The sequence below is a fragment of the Nonomuraea sp. NPDC048901 genome (assembly GCF_040649695.1).
Taxonomy (GTDB): Bacteria; Actinomycetota; Actinomycetes; order Streptosporangiales; family Streptosporangiaceae; genus Nonomuraea.
Genome location: NZ_JBEZFW010000002.1, coordinates 104,401 through 117,932 on the forward strand (window position 1 = coordinate 104,401; position 13,532 = coordinate 117,932).

General features: G+C 68.8%; 17 protein-coding genes and 1 tRNA gene. 13 read left to right on the plus strand and 5 right to left on the minus strand.

Annotated features, from left to right (window positions below):
* Nucleotides 1–7: 7 nt before the first annotated feature.
* Nucleotides 8–418, minus strand: a complete 411-nt coding sequence (locus AB0C30_RS05550; RefSeq protein ID WP_357939945.1) for a hemerythrin domain-containing protein — start codon at nt 416–418, stop codon at nt 8–10.
* Between the two features lie 50 nt (nt 419–468).
* Between AB0C30_RS05550 and AB0C30_RS05555 the strand changes: the two genes are divergently transcribed.
* The 6 genes from AB0C30_RS05555 to AB0C30_RS05580 all read left to right on the plus strand — a co-directional run bounded on the left by AB0C30_RS05555 (nt 469) and on the right by AB0C30_RS05580 (nt 5,704).
* The gene (locus tag AB0C30_RS05555; RefSeq protein WP_357939947.1) at nt 469–1,167 is read left to right on the plus strand and encodes a helix-turn-helix domain-containing protein; all 699 of its coding nucleotides are present in this window, start codon (nt 469–471) and stop codon (nt 1,165–1,167) included.
* Nucleotides 1,151–2,236 (plus strand): class I SAM-dependent methyltransferase, encoded by a 1,086-nt coding sequence (locus AB0C30_RS05560; RefSeq protein ID WP_357939949.1) that lies wholly within the window; start codon nt 1,151–1,153, stop codon nt 2,234–2,236. Before AB0C30_RS05555 ends, AB0C30_RS05560 begins: the two co-directional genes overlap by 17 nt.
* Before the next feature lie 114 nt (nt 2,237–2,350).
* The gene (locus AB0C30_RS05565; RefSeq protein WP_357939951.1) at nt 2,351–3,370 is read left to right on the plus strand and encodes a 3-oxoacyl-[acyl-carrier-protein] synthase III C-terminal domain-containing protein; all 1,020 of its coding nucleotides are present in this window, start codon (nt 2,351–2,353) and stop codon (nt 3,368–3,370) included.
* 5 nt (nt 3,371–3,375) lie between these two features.
* Complete coding sequence (locus AB0C30_RS05570; RefSeq protein ID WP_357939953.1) at nt 3,376–3,906, plus strand: isoprenylcysteine carboxyl methyltransferase family protein; 531 nt, start codon at nt 3,376–3,378, stop codon at nt 3,904–3,906.
* Between the two features lie 94 nt (nt 3,907–4,000).
* Nucleotides 4,001–5,524, plus strand: coding sequence for a von Willebrand factor type A domain-containing protein (locus tag AB0C30_RS05575; RefSeq protein WP_357939955.1), 1,524 nt, complete (start codon nt 4,001–4,003; stop codon nt 5,522–5,524).
* A 107-nt stretch (nt 5,525–5,631) separates the two neighbouring features.
* A tRNA-Ala gene (locus tag AB0C30_RS05580) sits at nt 5,632–5,704 on the plus strand.
* Between the two features lie 255 nt (nt 5,705–5,959).
* Here AB0C30_RS05580 and AB0C30_RS05585 read toward each other — a convergent pair.
* Together AB0C30_RS05585 and AB0C30_RS05590 are read right to left on the minus strand one after the other, a co-directional pair.
* Entirely contained in the window at nt 5,960–6,178 is a 219-nt protein-coding gene (locus tag AB0C30_RS05585) for a type II toxin-antitoxin system VapB family antitoxin (protein WP_357939957.1), read from the minus strand.
* A 528-nt stretch (nt 6,179–6,706) separates the two neighbouring features.
* Nucleotides 6,707–7,012 (minus strand): ArsR family transcriptional regulator, encoded by a 306-nt coding sequence (locus AB0C30_RS05590; protein ID WP_357939959.1) that lies wholly within the window; start codon nt 7,010–7,012, stop codon nt 6,707–6,709.
* Between the two features lie 58 nt (nt 7,013–7,070).
* Here AB0C30_RS05590 and AB0C30_RS05595 point away from each other — a divergent pair, with 58 nt between their 5' ends.
* Together AB0C30_RS05595 and AB0C30_RS05600 are read left to right on the plus strand one after the other, a co-directional pair.
* Nucleotides 7,071–7,424, plus strand: a complete 354-nt coding sequence (locus AB0C30_RS05595; protein WP_357939961.1) for a putative quinol monooxygenase — start codon at nt 7,071–7,073, stop codon at nt 7,422–7,424.
* Between the two features lie 213 nt (nt 7,425–7,637).
* Nucleotides 7,638–8,285 carry a 2'-5' RNA ligase family protein gene (locus tag AB0C30_RS05600; protein WP_357939963.1) on the plus strand — a complete coding sequence of 216 codons (648 nt, stop codon included), beginning with the start codon at nt 7,638–7,640 and terminating at the stop codon, nt 8,283–8,285.
* A 261-nt stretch (nt 8,286–8,546) separates the two neighbouring features.
* Here the strand turns inward: AB0C30_RS05600 and AB0C30_RS05605 are convergent, their stop codons facing one another.
* Nucleotides 8,547–8,693 (minus strand): hypothetical protein, encoded by a 147-nt coding sequence (locus AB0C30_RS05605; RefSeq protein WP_357939965.1) that lies wholly within the window; start codon nt 8,691–8,693, stop codon nt 8,547–8,549.
* Nucleotides 8,694–8,726: 33 nt separating this feature from the next.
* On the opposite strand from AB0C30_RS05605, the gene AB0C30_RS05610 reads away from it, so the two are divergent.
* The 3 genes from AB0C30_RS05610 to AB0C30_RS05620 are packed head-to-tail and all read left to right on the plus strand — an operon-like array spanning nt 8,727 to nt 10,945.
* Entirely contained in the window at nt 8,727–9,185 is a 459-nt protein-coding gene (locus AB0C30_RS05610; RefSeq protein WP_357939967.1) for a MarR family transcriptional regulator, read from the plus strand.
* Between the two features lie 43 nt (nt 9,186–9,228).
* Nucleotides 9,229–10,617, plus strand: coding sequence for an MFS transporter (locus AB0C30_RS05615; RefSeq protein WP_357939969.1), 1,389 nt, complete (start codon nt 9,229–9,231; stop codon nt 10,615–10,617).
* A 34-nt stretch (nt 10,618–10,651) separates the two neighbouring features.
* Nucleotides 10,652–10,945: a DUF1330 domain-containing protein gene (locus tag AB0C30_RS05620; RefSeq protein ID WP_357939971.1), complete on the plus strand. Its 294-nt coding sequence runs from the start codon at nt 10,652–10,654 to the stop codon at nt 10,943–10,945.
* A gap of 6 nt (nt 10,946–10,951) precedes the next feature.
* Here AB0C30_RS05620 and AB0C30_RS05625 read toward each other — a convergent pair whose 3' ends face one another.
* Complete coding sequence (locus AB0C30_RS05625; RefSeq protein WP_357939973.1) at nt 10,952–11,167, minus strand: hypothetical protein; 216 nt, start codon at nt 11,165–11,167, stop codon at nt 10,952–10,954.
* A gap of 184 nt (nt 11,168–11,351) precedes the next feature.
* Here AB0C30_RS05625 and AB0C30_RS05630 point away from each other — a divergent pair, with 184 nt between their 5' ends.
* Both AB0C30_RS05630 and AB0C30_RS05635 read left to right on the plus strand, forming a co-directional pair.
* Nucleotides 11,352–11,990, plus strand: coding sequence for a response regulator (locus tag AB0C30_RS05630; protein WP_357939975.1), 639 nt, complete (start codon nt 11,352–11,354; stop codon nt 11,988–11,990).
* Nucleotides 11,991–12,025: 35 nt separating this feature from the next.
* Nucleotides 12,026–13,522 carry a PAS domain-containing protein gene (locus AB0C30_RS05635; RefSeq protein ID WP_357939977.1) on the plus strand — a complete coding sequence of 499 codons (1,497 nt, stop codon included), beginning with the start codon at nt 12,026–12,028 and terminating at the stop codon, nt 13,520–13,522.
* Nucleotides 13,523–13,532: the final 10 nt, after the last annotated feature.

Here is a 13,532-nt window from a genome sequence, read left to right on the forward strand (position 1 = left end):
CGACTGCTTAGAGACCCTCAGGGAAGTCGGTCATCGCGTTGAGCAGCGGCACCAACTGCTCCTCCTCGTAGTCGAGGTGCGCCTCCAGTTCGCGGGACAGCTGATCGAGCTCGGCGCCGACATCGCCCTCGTCGGGGAGCTCGCGGATCCGGGCGAGCAGCCGCGCCACCACCTCGTGCTCGGCGCGCAGCCGGGCCAGCACCTCCACCAGCTCGGGATGCGCGCCCGCCAGGTGCGGGAACAGGACGCCGTCCTCGCCGGTGTGATGGGCGTGCAGCGCGTCGCAGAACGTCAGGCAGTGCTCCCGCAGCTCGGGCCGCGAGCCGGGTGCCCGCCGCAGCTCCGCGAGCTCCCGCCGGAAGCCGTCGTGCAGCTTCACCAGCTCGTCACCCATGGCGATGAGTCGTTCGGCGCTCATGTCATACCCCTTCTGAGTTTCTATACGCGTATAGAAAGTAGCATGACAAGATGCCCGCACGTACTGGACGGCCGCCCAAGATCTCCCGGGCGGACATCGTGTCCGCCGCCCACCGGCTCATCGAGGCCGAAGGGACGGAGAGCCTGACGATGCGCAGGCTGGCCCGTGAGGTCGGCACCACGCCCATGGCCCTCTACCACCACGTGCACGACAAGGAGGAACTCCTGCTGCTGCTGCTCGATGACTACGCGGCGGCGATGCCCCGGCCCGAGCTCCCGGACGAGCCGGGCGAGCGGATGGCCGCGGCGGCCATCGCCATGCACGACGCGCTGGCGGGCGTCCCGTGGATCGTGGACGTCCTCAGGGCGGACGACCTGCTCTCGGTCAACGCGCTGTGGTATCCAGAGATGATCATCGACGCGGCCGTACGCGCCGGGCTGCCGCTGGAGCGGGCCGTGGCCGCGTACCGGATCATCTGGCACTACACGGCGGGGGAGATCACCGCGCGGGCGGCGGCGTTGCGCAGGCGGGAGCAGGGCGGGCCGACGTACCGGCGGCAGGTGTTCGCCGCGCTCGACGCCGAGGCGTTGCCGCGGCTCGCGGCGGTGGGCGAGCGGTGGGAGGAGCTCACCGCGCGCGACACCTACGGCGAGGGGCTGCGCGCTCTCGTGGCCGGGCTGCTGCCAAAAGGGTTGGCCATGGGCCGGTCGTCCGTGAAACGGTCTGAGCCTGATGATCACATGGACTGAGGCGGGCGAAGAGTATTCGGCGGCGTGGCGGTCCGCGCTGGAGGCGCCGCCACCGGCTCGGGTGGTGATCGCCGACGACCGGATGAAGGCCGACACCGCCTACCGCCTGGCTCGCGAGGGCACCGCTCTGCTGTGGCGCGGCGACTTCCAGAACGCCCGGCAGCTGCTTCAGGCGATGGGCCGCCGGTGCGAGCCGGTCGAGCCCGGCGCCACGTTCGACCGCTACCGCCAGGCCCAGGGCCGGCGGGCGCGGACGCTCGGCCTGCTGCTGATCCCGTACGACGATGGCCACGTCATCCCGCTCACCCGCGCTCCCGACGTGCGGCAGGCGTGCGAGGAGGTCTACGGGCCGGCGGAGGGTCCGTACGTGGGGTCGTTGCGCGAGCTGCTCGGGCTGATCGGCGCGCACGAATGGCGCAAGAAGGGCGTTGAGGTCCCGGCGCTGGGTGCCCGGATCCATCCGCATTACGGAGTGTTCTCCCCGATTCGCGGCGAATACATTGATCTGGTGGCCCAGGCGCCGCTGCCCGGCAAGCGGCTGGCCTTCGACCTCGGCACGGGCACCGGAGTTCTGGCCGCGGTGCTGGCCAGGCGCGGCGTCGAGCGGGTCGTGGCCACCGACCTCGACCGGCGCGCGGTGGTCTGTGCCCGCGACAACATGGTGCGGCTGGGTCTGGCCGATCGGGTCGAGGTGGTGGCGGCCGACCTGTTCCCGGCGGGGCGCGCGTCGCTCGTCGTGTGCAACCCGCCCTGGCTGCCCGCCGAGCCGTCGTCGCCGCTCGACCGGGCGGTGTACGACCCCGGTGGGTGCATGCTCCGGGGCTTCCTCGACGGCCTGGCCGAGCATCTGGAGCCGGGCGGTGAAGGGTGGCTGGTGCTGTCGGACCTGGCCGAACATCTTGGCCTGCGGTCCCGTGCCGACCTGATGGCGGCGTTCGACGGCGCGGGGGTGCGGGTCATGGATCGGCTCGACACGCGGCCGCGTCACCGGCGCGCGTCCGACGGCACCGACCCGCTGAGGGCCGCGCGGGCCGCCGAGGTGACGTCTTTGTGGCGGCTCGCCTGCTGAAAGGCTGTGGCGTTTGAGCGGTGTACTCCGGCTCGAACGGCTCAGAAGCTCGGCGCGTACGGGCATGAGCGCGGCGGCAGGTTAGCCGGCCCTTCTCCGCGGCAGAAGAGATACATGCACATTTCGGGGGTACAGACCGTTTTGCCCGATTACCGCTACGCGCAGGCGGAGATCACCGAGGCGTTCTCCCGGCTGACCGAGGCCGACCTCGATCAGCTCGAACGCTTCCACGCAGCAACCGGCGTCCAGAGCCGGAACCTGGCCCTCCCGCTGGACGACTACGCCAAGCTGGACTCGTTCGGCCGCGCCAACGACATCTACCTTGAGATCGCGCTCGACCTGAGCGAACGGGCACTCCGTGGTGCGCTGGACAAGGCCGGCATATCACCCCGGCGGGTGGATCACCTGGTGTTCTGCTCGACCACCGGCCTCGCCACGCCGTCCTTGGACGCGCGGCTGATCCAGCGCGTGGGGCTGCGGCCGGACGTCAAACGGGTGCCGGTGTTCGGGCTCGGCTGCGCGGCGGGGGCCTCGGGCCTGTCGCGGCTGAACGACTACCTGCGCGGCTGGCCCGAACAGGTGGCGGCGCTGGTCTGCGTGGAGATGTGCTCGCTGACCACTCAGCGCGACGACACCTCGATCGCGAACCTGGTCGCCAGCGGCCTGTTCGGCGACGGCGCGGCGGCCGTGATCGCGGTGGGACGCGGCCACGGGCCGGAGGTGGTGGCCACGCGCAGCAGGCTGTACTCGGGCACGGAGCACCTCATGGGCTGGCAGGTGAGCGAGCGGGGCTTTCGCCTCGTGCTGGACGCCGAACTCACCGCCTTCGTGGAGAAGGTGCTCGCGGGCGACATCAAGGGCTTCCTCGCCGACAACGGACTCACCCCCGAACAGGTCGGCACCTGGATCTGCCACCCCGGCGGCCCGAAGGTGATCGACAAGATCGTGGAGCGGCTGGGCCTGGATCCGGCGGCTCTGGAGGTCACGTGGCGGTCACTGCGCGAGCACGGGAACATGTCGTCGGTCTCGGTACTGCACGTCCTGCAGGAGACGCGCGGCCGCCCGGGCCAGCCGGCCGTGCTGCTCGCCCTCGGGCCCGGCTTCTCGGCCGAGTTGCTCCTGCTGCACTGGTGACCTCTTTGACTTACACGAGCCTGATCGGGCTGATGAGTCTGTACACGCTGCTGATCGGGTTGGTCGTCGCCGAGCGGCTGGCCGAGCTGGCCGTGGCCCGCCGCAACCTGGCCTGGGCCAGGTCGAAGGGCGGCATCGAGTACGGCCGGCGGCACTATCCCTGGATCGTCCTGGCCCATACCGGGCTCCTGCTGGGCTGCCCGGCCGAGGTATGGCTGCTCGACCGGCCCTTCATCCCGGCGCTCGGCTGGCCGATGCTCGCGATCGTCCTGCTGGCCCAGGGGCTGCGCTGGTCGTGCATCGCCACCCTGGGCAGGCAGTGGAACACCCGCGTCGTCGTGGTGCCAGGGATGGCGCTGGTCGGCGCCGGGCCGTACAGGTGGCTGCGTCATCCGAACTACGTGGCGGTGGTCGCGGAGGGGGTGGCTCTGCCGCTCGTCCACACCGCCTGGCTCACCGCGCTGGCGTTCACGCTGGTGAACGGGGTGTTGCTGACGATTCGCATCCGGGTGGAGGAGGCGGCGCTGGTCGGCTGACCGGATCACGTGTTGATCGCGGTTTGCGCTCGCTTGCGTCACCGGCCCGGCCAGGCCATTTCCGGGAGCCGTCATACGGCCGGAGGTGGTTGCGATGAAATTTCGTCCTTTGGCGATCAGCGTCGGAATTGCTGGACTCCTGGCACTGGCCGCTTGCGGCGGCGGTCCCGGGGGGAACAAGGGAGACTCCGGCCTTCGGGCGCCCGCTTCGTCCAGGGCCGCACCGTCGGCTTCGTCCAGGCCCGAACTCCCCGCGGATGCCAAGCCCGAGGCTCGGGCGAGCGCGTCCGCAAGCGCCGCTCCCGAGGAGCAGAAGGACACGTCGGCGGAGCAGATCTCGACGTTCGCCTTGGACGTGGACACCGCTTCGTACACCTATGCCCGCCGTACCCTCCAGGAAGGACGCTGGCCCGAACCGGGGCAGATCCGGCCGGAGGAGTTCGTCAACGCGTTCCGGCAGGACTACGAACAGCCGCGGGACGACGGGTTCACCGTGCACGTCGACGGCGCCATGATGCCGTCACGCAACCAGGCCGTCCTGCGCGTCGGCCTGCAGACGCGCGCCTCCGACGCGGCGGCGCGGCGCCCCGCCAACCTCACCTTCGTGATCGACGTGTCCGGGTCGATGGCCGAGCCCGGCCGGCTCGACCTGGTGAAGCAGTCCCTGCACACGCTGATCGACCAGCTCGCGCCGGGCGACCAGGTGTCGATCGTCTCCTTCAGCGACGAGGCCACGGTGCTGGCCTCGATGACGCCGCTGGCCGCCCGTACCGAGCTGCACGCGGCGGTCGACCAGCTGACCGTGGCCGGCAGCACCAACCTCGAGGCCGGGCTGGTCACCGGCTATGAGCAGGCGGCCAAGGCGTTCCGCCCCGCGGCCACCAACCGGGTCATCCTGCTCTCCGACGGCCTGGCCAACCAGGGCAGCACCGAGTGGCGTTCCATCCTGGACCGGGTCAAGGAGTACGCGGGCCGGCAGGTCACCCTGCTGACCGTCGGCGTCGGCCGCGACTACGGCGACCAGCTGATGGAACAGCTGGCGGACAATGGAGACGGCGCCGCCGTCTACGTCAGTACGCAGGAGGACGCGGACAAGGTCTTCGCCTCCCAGCTCCCGGCCACGATCGAGCTGCGGGCGCGCGACGCCAAGGCGCAGGTGGTGTTCAACCCCTCGGTGGTGGAGGGCTACCAGCTCATCGGGTACGAGAACCGCGCGCTGTCCACCGAGGAGTTCCGCGACGACAACCGGGACGGCGGCGAGATCGGCCCCGGCCACTCGGTCACGGCTCTCTACGCGGTACGGCTCAAGTCAGGCGCGACGGGGCAGCTGGCCCAGGCGACCGTACGCTGGCAGAACCCCGACACCAGGAACCCCGCCGAGACGAGCAAGTCGGTGGACGTGGGGGCGCTGACGGAGTCGGTATGGGAGAAGGCGCCGGTGCGGCTGCAGGTGGACGTCGTGGCGGCGGCTTTCGCGGTGTACATGCGGGACCGGGAGGCGTTCGGGCTGACCCTGCCGACGCTGGGGGAGCAGGCCAAGCGGCTGGCGGAGGCGGCGGAGGACCCGATGGTGACTGAGCTGGCAGGACTCATCGACAAGGCCCGCTCGGTGGGGTAGCCGTTATCCAGGCATTTTCCGGCTGGGCCGCTTCCTTGAGAGGCGGCCCAGTTGCTTGGGGGCGGCTGCCCGGGGCTGGGAGTCGGATACACTTGGGGACGGTTCAAGGGGCTATGGCGCAGTTGGTAGCGCGCCTCCATGGCATGGAGGAGGTCTGGGGTTCGAATCCCCATAGCTCCACTTCCCCTCAAGGGCTTCATAGGGGGCGCTTCGCGCTCAAGGGCCTCAGGCGTTGCCCAGTCGCGCTGTAGCCGCGACCCCTGTAGGGCCTCCGTTTCGCTCCGGGCGCTTGTTTTGGGCGTGGGCTTCGCCCGCGCGTTGCCCGTTGATCGATCGGACCATCGGAAAATCTTGTCGGCCGGACATCGATCATTTCCGGCATCCGCTGAAGAGGCCATGATGGTTAGCCGCTGAGGAGTGAATGCAGTTGGTGTGTCACAGGCGATAAGCCGCCTTGTTGCCAACGAACTCATCGAATTCTCCACGGTCGGCCATCTCGGCAAGCGCGGCCAGGGCCCGCAGCCGCACCAACCGCTGCCCCACCTCGCGGAGGGCTGCGTTGACCGTGTCCTTCTTCGTCTTGGTGCCGAGAACTTCGGCGGCTATCGCCAGGGCCTCCTGGTCGATCTCGATCGCGGTCTTCACCATGCTCATGGGATCACCGTCCTTCACGCTTGCGGGGGGTGTCATGGACATCGTGATGGATGTCCAGGACGTCTCGCTCTTGGATCAGTGGTCCACTCGCTCAATTACTCCACCATTCCGCTGATCAACCAGGAAATGCGCGCCATCGATTCGCTCGGATAGGGCTGCAGGTAGATCATGGAGCAGACGCGCTTTCTCCAGGCGGTCTGCAAGTGATCGCGCGGAAAGGAGAACACCACCGCGCCCGAGACCAGTGGATCGCCCGCAGCGCCACCTCGAGAAGGCCGCCACGCTCGGCCTGCCTCAGGGCAGCCAGGTCATGCACGGGTGCCGAGGACAAGAGCATCCTGGAGGCGTCGGAATCCATCTAGTGCTGTGACCGGAAAGGTTCACCGGCTCGAGTGCCTCGACCGTCAGGCCGGCGAGACTGTCGGCCCCGCGAATATCGTGGTCCGATGTCACGCCGTTGAAGGCGAGGTCACGTTGCTTGTCACCCTCGACGAGACACATGATGCGGAATACGGTGCTCACCTTGTGTCATGACGTGGCGTCGTCTTCACCCGACTGGCCGAGCTCGACGACGAGTAGCTGTAGTAGGCCGGGATAGTGCTGCTCGATGTCCTTCCTGAGCAGCCTCAACGTGCTCCCGTTGCCATGATCGCGCTGCGCGACCAGGCCGGCCTCCCGCAGAACCCGGAAGTGATGGGTTCGTGTGGCCTTTTTCACCGGCAGGTCGAAGGATCCGCATGCCCGCTCCTGATCCTTGGGATCGGCCGCGAGCTCGGCCACCATGCGCCGCCGGGAGTCGTCGGCGAGCGCGGCGAGCACTTTGCCGAGCTCCATATCTCCTCCTTCAGGTACGGCTTGCATCATACCTCGGGCATGGCTAACCTCCTCAGGTATGAATATCGTCATACCTGAGGGAACCGGCCCCATCGGCATCTACGGATACGCCCGCCCCCGCCCGGAACGCGCCCAGGAGCTGGAAAGCCTGCTCCTTTCGTTCGTCGAGTCGACTCGTGCCGAGCCGGGCGCCTGGCAGTACCAGGTCCATCGCGATGCCTCCGACCCCACCACGCTGGTCTTCTACGAGCTGTGGCGTTCGGGGGACGACCTGCGCAATCACCTCGCCCAGCCCAACCTCGTCCAGTTCCAGAAAACTCGCATGAACTACCTGCGCGAGGACCTGGAGATCCACTGGTTGACGCCTCTCGCCGCGAACGCTCCGGCCGAGTCACCACAGCAGGACGCGTAGCGCGCTCGCTTCTGGAACGCGCAGGCCGCCAACGTGGTCCCCCTGAACGCTCACCGAATCGAACACCCAAGGGTGGATATTCGCCGTCCCCCAACCCGGTGAACCTTTCCGGTCACCGCACTAGCCGCCGACCGCGTCACAATCATCGACGAGTACACAATCGAGCAGGACGAGCAAGCTCCCGACGTTCCCTCACAGATCTGAGGCGGTTCAATGAGCATGCATGACACCGACGAGGTGCGCTCGCACTGGTGGCCTCGGGAAGGGTGGCGGCCGGGGCGCCTGGTCTACACCTGGCACCTGACCTTCGAGCACGCGCCACAACTGCATCAGCTCGCCGAGCGCTACCAAGCGGCCCTCGCAACGATCGAGGAGCACAACCCGATACCCGCGCGATGGCTACATCTCACCGTGCAAGCGGTCGGGTTCGTCGACGAGGTGTCCGAGGAGCAGCTTGACCAGATTACCGAGGCCGTACGGGTCCGTCTGGGCGGGTTGACCCCCGTTGAGCTGACCTTCCACCGGCCGGCCTTGCTCGGTGAGGGAGTTGTACTGGCTCCGACTCCCACAGGGCCACTGCATCAGATGTGGGGCGAGATCAGGAGCGGCATCGCCGAGGTGCTGGGGAACGCGCCCACGGCAGCAGAGCAAGCCAAGGGCTTTCACCCGCACGTCAGCCTGACCTACATCAACACACCAGGACCGGCCAGGCCGTACATCGACGCCCTGAGCGCGGTCGAAGCCGCGCCGGTCATTGTGGACGTCGAGCAGGTTGCGCTGATCGTGCAGAACCGGGTTCTCGATCCCGAGTGGCTCTATCGCTGGACCACCCGCACGACGGTGCCTCTCGGGGCTCGATAGAGAATAGTTGGTCAGTTTGATTCTTAGTACTTGAAATGGCGTCAGAAATGCGTAGATGCTATTTGGGGGCATGCTAAAGCCATCGTGATGAGCATGCCTGGAGCTGCTGAAGCCTAGGCGTTCTTAGGCCCTAGGGCTTTGCGCGGCTTAGATGGGAAAACCGCGAAACGGGCGGTATCCATTGTGCAGACAAAAAGCCTGGGGTCTTTCGCTGTGGTGGTTCGCGCGGACGATCGACCCCGACGTGCTGCCGCAGGACTATCAGCGGCTGGTGGCCATCGCGCGGGAGGCGGCCGGGCCGGTCACGGTCCGGACCGGCAGGCCGAGGTGCTCGGCCTGCCGGTCGAGGTGCGGGGCAAGCTGGAGCCGCTGCGGGCGAAGCTGAACCGGCTGGCCGACCATTTCCATAAACTATGAATATAAAAAGGCTATGCTTCGAGCATGAGTCGTCAAGACACCGCTCCTGGCGCGTCCGCCGCCATCGGGGCAGCTCTCTACGGCCTGGCCACCAGGGCCGCGAGACGCCTGCCCCGGGACATGAGCCTGACGTCCGCCGCCACCCTGGCCACCCTGGACCGGACCGGCCCGCGGCGCATCACCGATCTGGCCACGGTCGAGGGCGTCACCCAGCCCGCGATGACCACCCTGATCCGGGTGATGGAGGAGTCCGGCCTGGTCGAGCGGCGGGGCGACGCGTCCGACAAGCGGGTCACGCTGGTGTGCTTGACCGAGGCCGGCGCCTCCTATGTCCGGACGCGGCGCCAGGCGGGCGTCCACGCGTTCGAGCGGTTGATCGGCGAGCTCACCGGCGACGAGGTCGAGGCGCTGGTGGCGGCCCTTCCGGCGCTGAAGCATCTGGCAGAGCTCGAAAGCCAGGACCGCGAAGGGCCGAAGCAGTGACCGGGCAGCCCCGATCGGCGGGGTCGCGGTGAAGGCGTTCCCGGTGGCGCGTTCCGAGGCGCGGCTGCTGGTCCCCGCCCTGGTGTTCATCGCTCTGGTCGTGGCGGCGGTCGCCAGCCTCGGGACGCCGCTCATCACCAGCGTGGCGACCTCGTTCCACGTCTCGCTCGGCAGCGCGCAGTGGACGCTGACCGTCGCGCTGCTAAGCGGCGCCGTCGCCACGCCGGTCCTGGGCCGGCTCGGAGCCGGCCCGCACCGGCGGGCCACGATCCTCGTCACGCTGGCGGTCGTCGTCGCCGGCAGCGCGCTCACCGTGCTGCCGCTGCCGTTCGCGTGGCTGCTGGCCGGCAGGGCGGCCCAGGGCGTCGGGCTCGGGCTGACGGCGCTGATGATGGGCGTGGCCCGGGACCACCTCCCCGAGGAGCGCAGCGCGGCCGTGATCGCCCTGATCTCGGTGGTCTCGATCATCGGGGCCGGCGTCGGCTACCCGCTGGCCGCACTGCTCGCCGAGCTCGGCGGGGTACGGGCCGCCTACGGCCTCGGCCTGGTGGTCACCGCCGCCGCCCTCCTGACCGCGTGGCGCTCCATGCCCGAAGCCCCCGAAGGCCGCTCCGCCCACGTGGACGTGGCAGGCGCGGTCGTCCTGGCCGCTGCGCTGCTCCTGGTGCTGTTCCTCGCCGGCGAACGGAATCTGTGGAGCCGGCACCTCGCCGTGGCGGTGGGCCTCGCCGTCGTCGCGGTGGTGCTGCTCTGCGTCTGGGCCGTCATCGAGCTGCGCAGCACGACGCCCCTGGTCGATGTGCGGGCGGTGCGGCACCCAGCGGTCGCCGGGGCGAACCTCGCCATGTTCGTCGGCGGGATCGGCATGTACCTCCTGCTCACGCTCATCACCCGGTACGCGCAGACGCCGCACGGCGCCGGCTACGGCTTCGGGCTGACGACCTTCGTCGCCGGGCTGGTCCTCATCCCGTTCTCGGTGCTGGGGTTCGTCGCCGGCAAGCTCACGCCGCGGGTCCGGACGCGGATCGCCGACCCCCTGCTCCTGGCCGGCAGCGCCGTCGTGGTCGGCGGCGGGTTCGCCCTGTTCGCGGCGGCCCGGTCGGACCTGGCCGAACTGTTCGCGGCGATGGGCGTGCTCGGCTTCGGCGTCGGCGGCTTCTCGGCCGCGATGCCCGGTGTCATCCTGGCCGTCACCCCCAAGAGCGAGACGTCGAGCGCCATGAGCTTCAACTACGTCGTCCGCAGCGTCGGGTACTCCCTGGGCAGCGCCATCGGCGGCCTGATCCTCGCCGCGGGCACCGGCCCCGGCCCCCTCTTCCCCGACGACAGCGCCTACACCACCGCGGCGCTGGTGGGCATCGGCGCCATGGCGATCACGACGCTGACAAGCCTCGCTCTCGCCCGCCGACGCTCGTCCGAGACCAACCCGTAAAGTCAGATGCACTCATCCCAACACTGGAGGTTCCGTGCCCAAGGGCTACTGGGTCAGCGTCTACCGCACCATTTCAGACCCTGAGAAGCTGGCTGCTTACAACAAGCTGGCCGGTCCGGCCGTCAAGGCCGGGGGCGGTCGGACCTTCGTCCGTGGCGGTCGGGTCGTGGCGCGTGACGCCGGAATCGCCGAGCGCACTGTCCTGATCGAGTTCGACAGCTTCGAGCAGGCCGTCGCGGCGTACGAGAGTGCGGCCTATCAGGAGGCGTTGGTCGTCCTCTCCGACGGCGTCGAGCGCGACTTCCGCATCGTCGAAGGCATCGACTGACCGAGGTCAAGATGGTGGATCTTCCCTGAAGATCCACCATCTTGGTTTTCGCTGGTGCGGCTGCTGGTGTGGCGGGGTTCGTGGGTGCTCGTGCTGGTCGTGGGCGGCTGTCAACGTGGCGACTCCGAAGGCGATGCCGGTGATGAGGGTGGTCCACACGCCCCGGCTGGTGATCATGCGCATGTCGACCAGCGGTGCGCGGGCGCGCAGCTCGACCACCACCCAGGCGGAGAGTGCGACGGCCGCGCCGGCGAACAGGCCGAGTGCGTTCCGGCCTCTCTTTCAGGCGGCATACGCGTTCCACTGAGCGGGACGGTCCAGTGGTCCACGACATATGTCCCATTACGCTGCTGGTGGCTGGCGAGTAGTGGACCGCCCCGGCGATGTGGGAGCCGATGACGTGAGCGTGAGCACGCGACGGAACGAGCCCGGCGAAGTGGTCTACATCTTGGATGACGACGAGCAGTTGTGCTCCTCGCTGGCCTGGTTGCTGGGGTCGGTGCACATCAATGCCGAGTGCTTCACCGAGGCCGCGTCCTTCCTGTCGGCGATCGATCCGGAACGGCCCGCCTGCCTTGTCCTGGACGTCCGTATGCCGCATACGGGTGGCTTCCAGGTGCAGGAGATCCTCAATCGGATGGGTTCGTTGCTTCCGGTGGTGTTCGTGTCGGCCCACGGCGATGTCCGTATGTCCGTACGGGCCATGCAGCAGGGTGCCGTTGACTTCCTGGAGAAGCCGTACGACCCCCAGCACATGCTGGAGGTGGTACAAAACGCCCTGCACAAGGCGCGGGAGCTGCATGCCGAGCGCGCCGGGCAGCGCGCGCTGGAGGCCCGGCTCGCCGTGCTCACCCCGCGCGAGCTGGAGATTCTGCGGCTGGTCGTGGAGGGGGTGCCCAGCAAGAACATCGCCGGGCGCCTGGGCATCAGCGTGAAGACGGTGGACGTGCATCGGGCGCACATCCGCGAGAAGACCGCGGCGGAAACCCTGGGCGCCCTGGTCGCGGACGTGCTGCGATACGGCCTGCGCCTGTCTGCGAGCTGAGCTGGAGAAATGCGAGCTGAGCCGGAGGAAACCGCATGGTCGACCTAACGCTGGCCGACCTGGGCCGGCTCTTTCAGGCGCTGCGCTACTGCGTCCTCGTACATGACGCGGTGACCAAGGAGATCATCTGGGCCAACCCGGCCGCCTGCGACGTCCTCGGCTTCACTCTCGACGAGCTGAAGCCCTTGAAGGCGCCCGACATGAGCTCCAACGCCCGCCAGTACGCCCGCGAGATCGGCGTCGCGTGGTTGCAGCGCGCCGCCGATCACGGCACTGCCACCATCGAGTGGAGCTATCGGTCCAAGGCGGGCGAGGACATCCTCACCGAGGCCGTCGCCATCCGCGTGGACCTCGCGGCCGGCCCTGTGGTGATGGTGCAGTTCCGTGACATCGCGGAGGAGAAGGCCACACGCCTGGATCTGTCGCGCACGGAGGGGCGACTGCAGACGTTCCTCCGCAATCTGGATGAGGGCATCGTGGTGCTCGACGACGACGCGCGGGTGCTGTTCGCCAGCGAATCGGCGGGTTCCCTGCTGCGGGTCGACGCCGGGCGGCTCGCCGGGGACGACTTCACCCGGTTCTGCGACCGCGAGTCGGCCACGAGGCTGCGCGAGGTGCTGGCCACGACACCGCGGGGCGGGGCGCCGAGGGACGGCCGTTACCGGTTGCGCGCGACGAACGGCGAGGAGCGCTGGCTCTCGGCCCGATGCCAGTACATCGACATCGAGGGCGACCTGCGAGGGTGGCTTCTGCTGTTCCACGACATCACCGACCAGGTCCGTGCGGAGGAGGAACACCGCCGGGACGCGCAACATCTCAACCACCTCGCCCGCTTCAACGCCATGGGCGACATGGCGATGGCCATCGCCCACGAGGTCAGCCAGCCGATCGCCGCCGCGCACAACTTCGTGGCGGGCGTGCGCGGCCGACTGGCGGGGGACGGCGTGGACGCCGCGTCGCTGGACTGGGGGCTGGACAACGCGACCGTGCAGATCGACAGGGCGGCGCAGATCATGGCCAGCCTGCGCCGGTACGTCGTCGGCCTCGAACAGTCGGAACAACTCGCCGACCTGAACGAGATCGTCGCCGACTGCGCACATCTCATCGACGTACGGGCCCAGCAGAACGCGGTCGCGCTGGAATGGGAGGCGGCGGTGGAACCGCTTGTCGTGCGCTGCGAGAAAGTCCTTATCGGGCAGGTCGTGATGAACCTCGCCTTCAACGCGATCGATGAAATGGCGCGCTGGCCCGCGGAGCGGCGCGTGGTGACCATCGCGACCCGCCGCGACGACGCGTTCGGCGAGATCGAGGTACGCGACCGGGGACAGGGCTTGGCGGCCTTCCCCCACGGCCGGATCTTCGACGGCGCGTTCACCTCGAAGCGGAACGGCAACGGCATCGGCCTCGCCCTCAGCCGCCGCATCGTCACACGTCACGGCGGCACCGTCCACGCGGCTGAGAACGCGCCCCAGGGCGCGGTGTTCGCCCTTCGGCTGCCGCTGGTCGACGAAGCGCCACCGCTGCGCCGCTGACGTCCAGCCG

What these genes read in the sequence shown, in the direction of transcription:
- AB0C30_RS05595 (WP_357939961.1), top strand. Translation starts at nt 7,071, where the DNA reads ATGAATATCGTCATACCTGAGGGAACCGGCCCCATCGGCATCTACGGA.
- AB0C30_RS05590 (WP_357939959.1), bottom strand. Translation starts at nt 7,012, where the DNA reads ATGGAGCTCGGCAAAGTGCTCGCCGCGCTCGCCGACGACTCCCGGCGG.
- AB0C30_RS05585 (WP_357939957.1), bottom strand. Translation starts at nt 6,178, where the DNA reads ATGAGCATGGTGAAGACCGCGATCGAGATCGACCAGGAGGCCCTGGCG.
- AB0C30_RS05560 (WP_357939949.1), top strand. Translation starts at nt 1,151, where the DNA reads ATGATCACATGGACTGAGGCGGGCGAAGAGTATTCGGCGGCGTGGCGG.
- AB0C30_RS05550 (WP_357939945.1), bottom strand. Translation starts at nt 418, where the DNA reads ATGAGCGCCGAACGACTCATCGCCATGGGTGACGAGCTGGTGAAGCTG.
- AB0C30_RS05565 (WP_357939951.1), top strand. Translation starts at nt 2,351, where the DNA reads ATGCACATTTCGGGGGTACAGACCGTTTTGCCCGATTACCGCTACGCG.
- AB0C30_RS05575 (WP_357939955.1), top strand. Translation starts at nt 4,001, where the DNA reads ATGAAATTTCGTCCTTTGGCGATCAGCGTCGGAATTGCTGGACTCCTG.
- AB0C30_RS05555 (WP_357939947.1), top strand. Translation starts at nt 469, where the DNA reads ATGCCCGCACGTACTGGACGGCCGCCCAAGATCTCCCGGGCGGACATC.
- AB0C30_RS05600 (WP_357939963.1), top strand. Translation starts at nt 7,638, where the DNA reads ATGAGCATGCATGACACCGACGAGGTGCGCTCGCACTGGTGGCCTCGG.
- AB0C30_RS05605 (WP_357939965.1), bottom strand. Translation starts at nt 8,693, where the DNA reads ATGGAAATGGTCGGCCAGCCGGTTCAGCTTCGCCCGCAGCGGCTCCAG.
- AB0C30_RS05635 (WP_357939977.1), top strand. Translation starts at nt 12,026, where the DNA reads ATGGTCGACCTAACGCTGGCCGACCTGGGCCGGCTCTTTCAGGCGCTG.
- AB0C30_RS05610 (WP_357939967.1), top strand. Translation starts at nt 8,727, where the DNA reads ATGAGTCGTCAAGACACCGCTCCTGGCGCGTCCGCCGCCATCGGGGCA.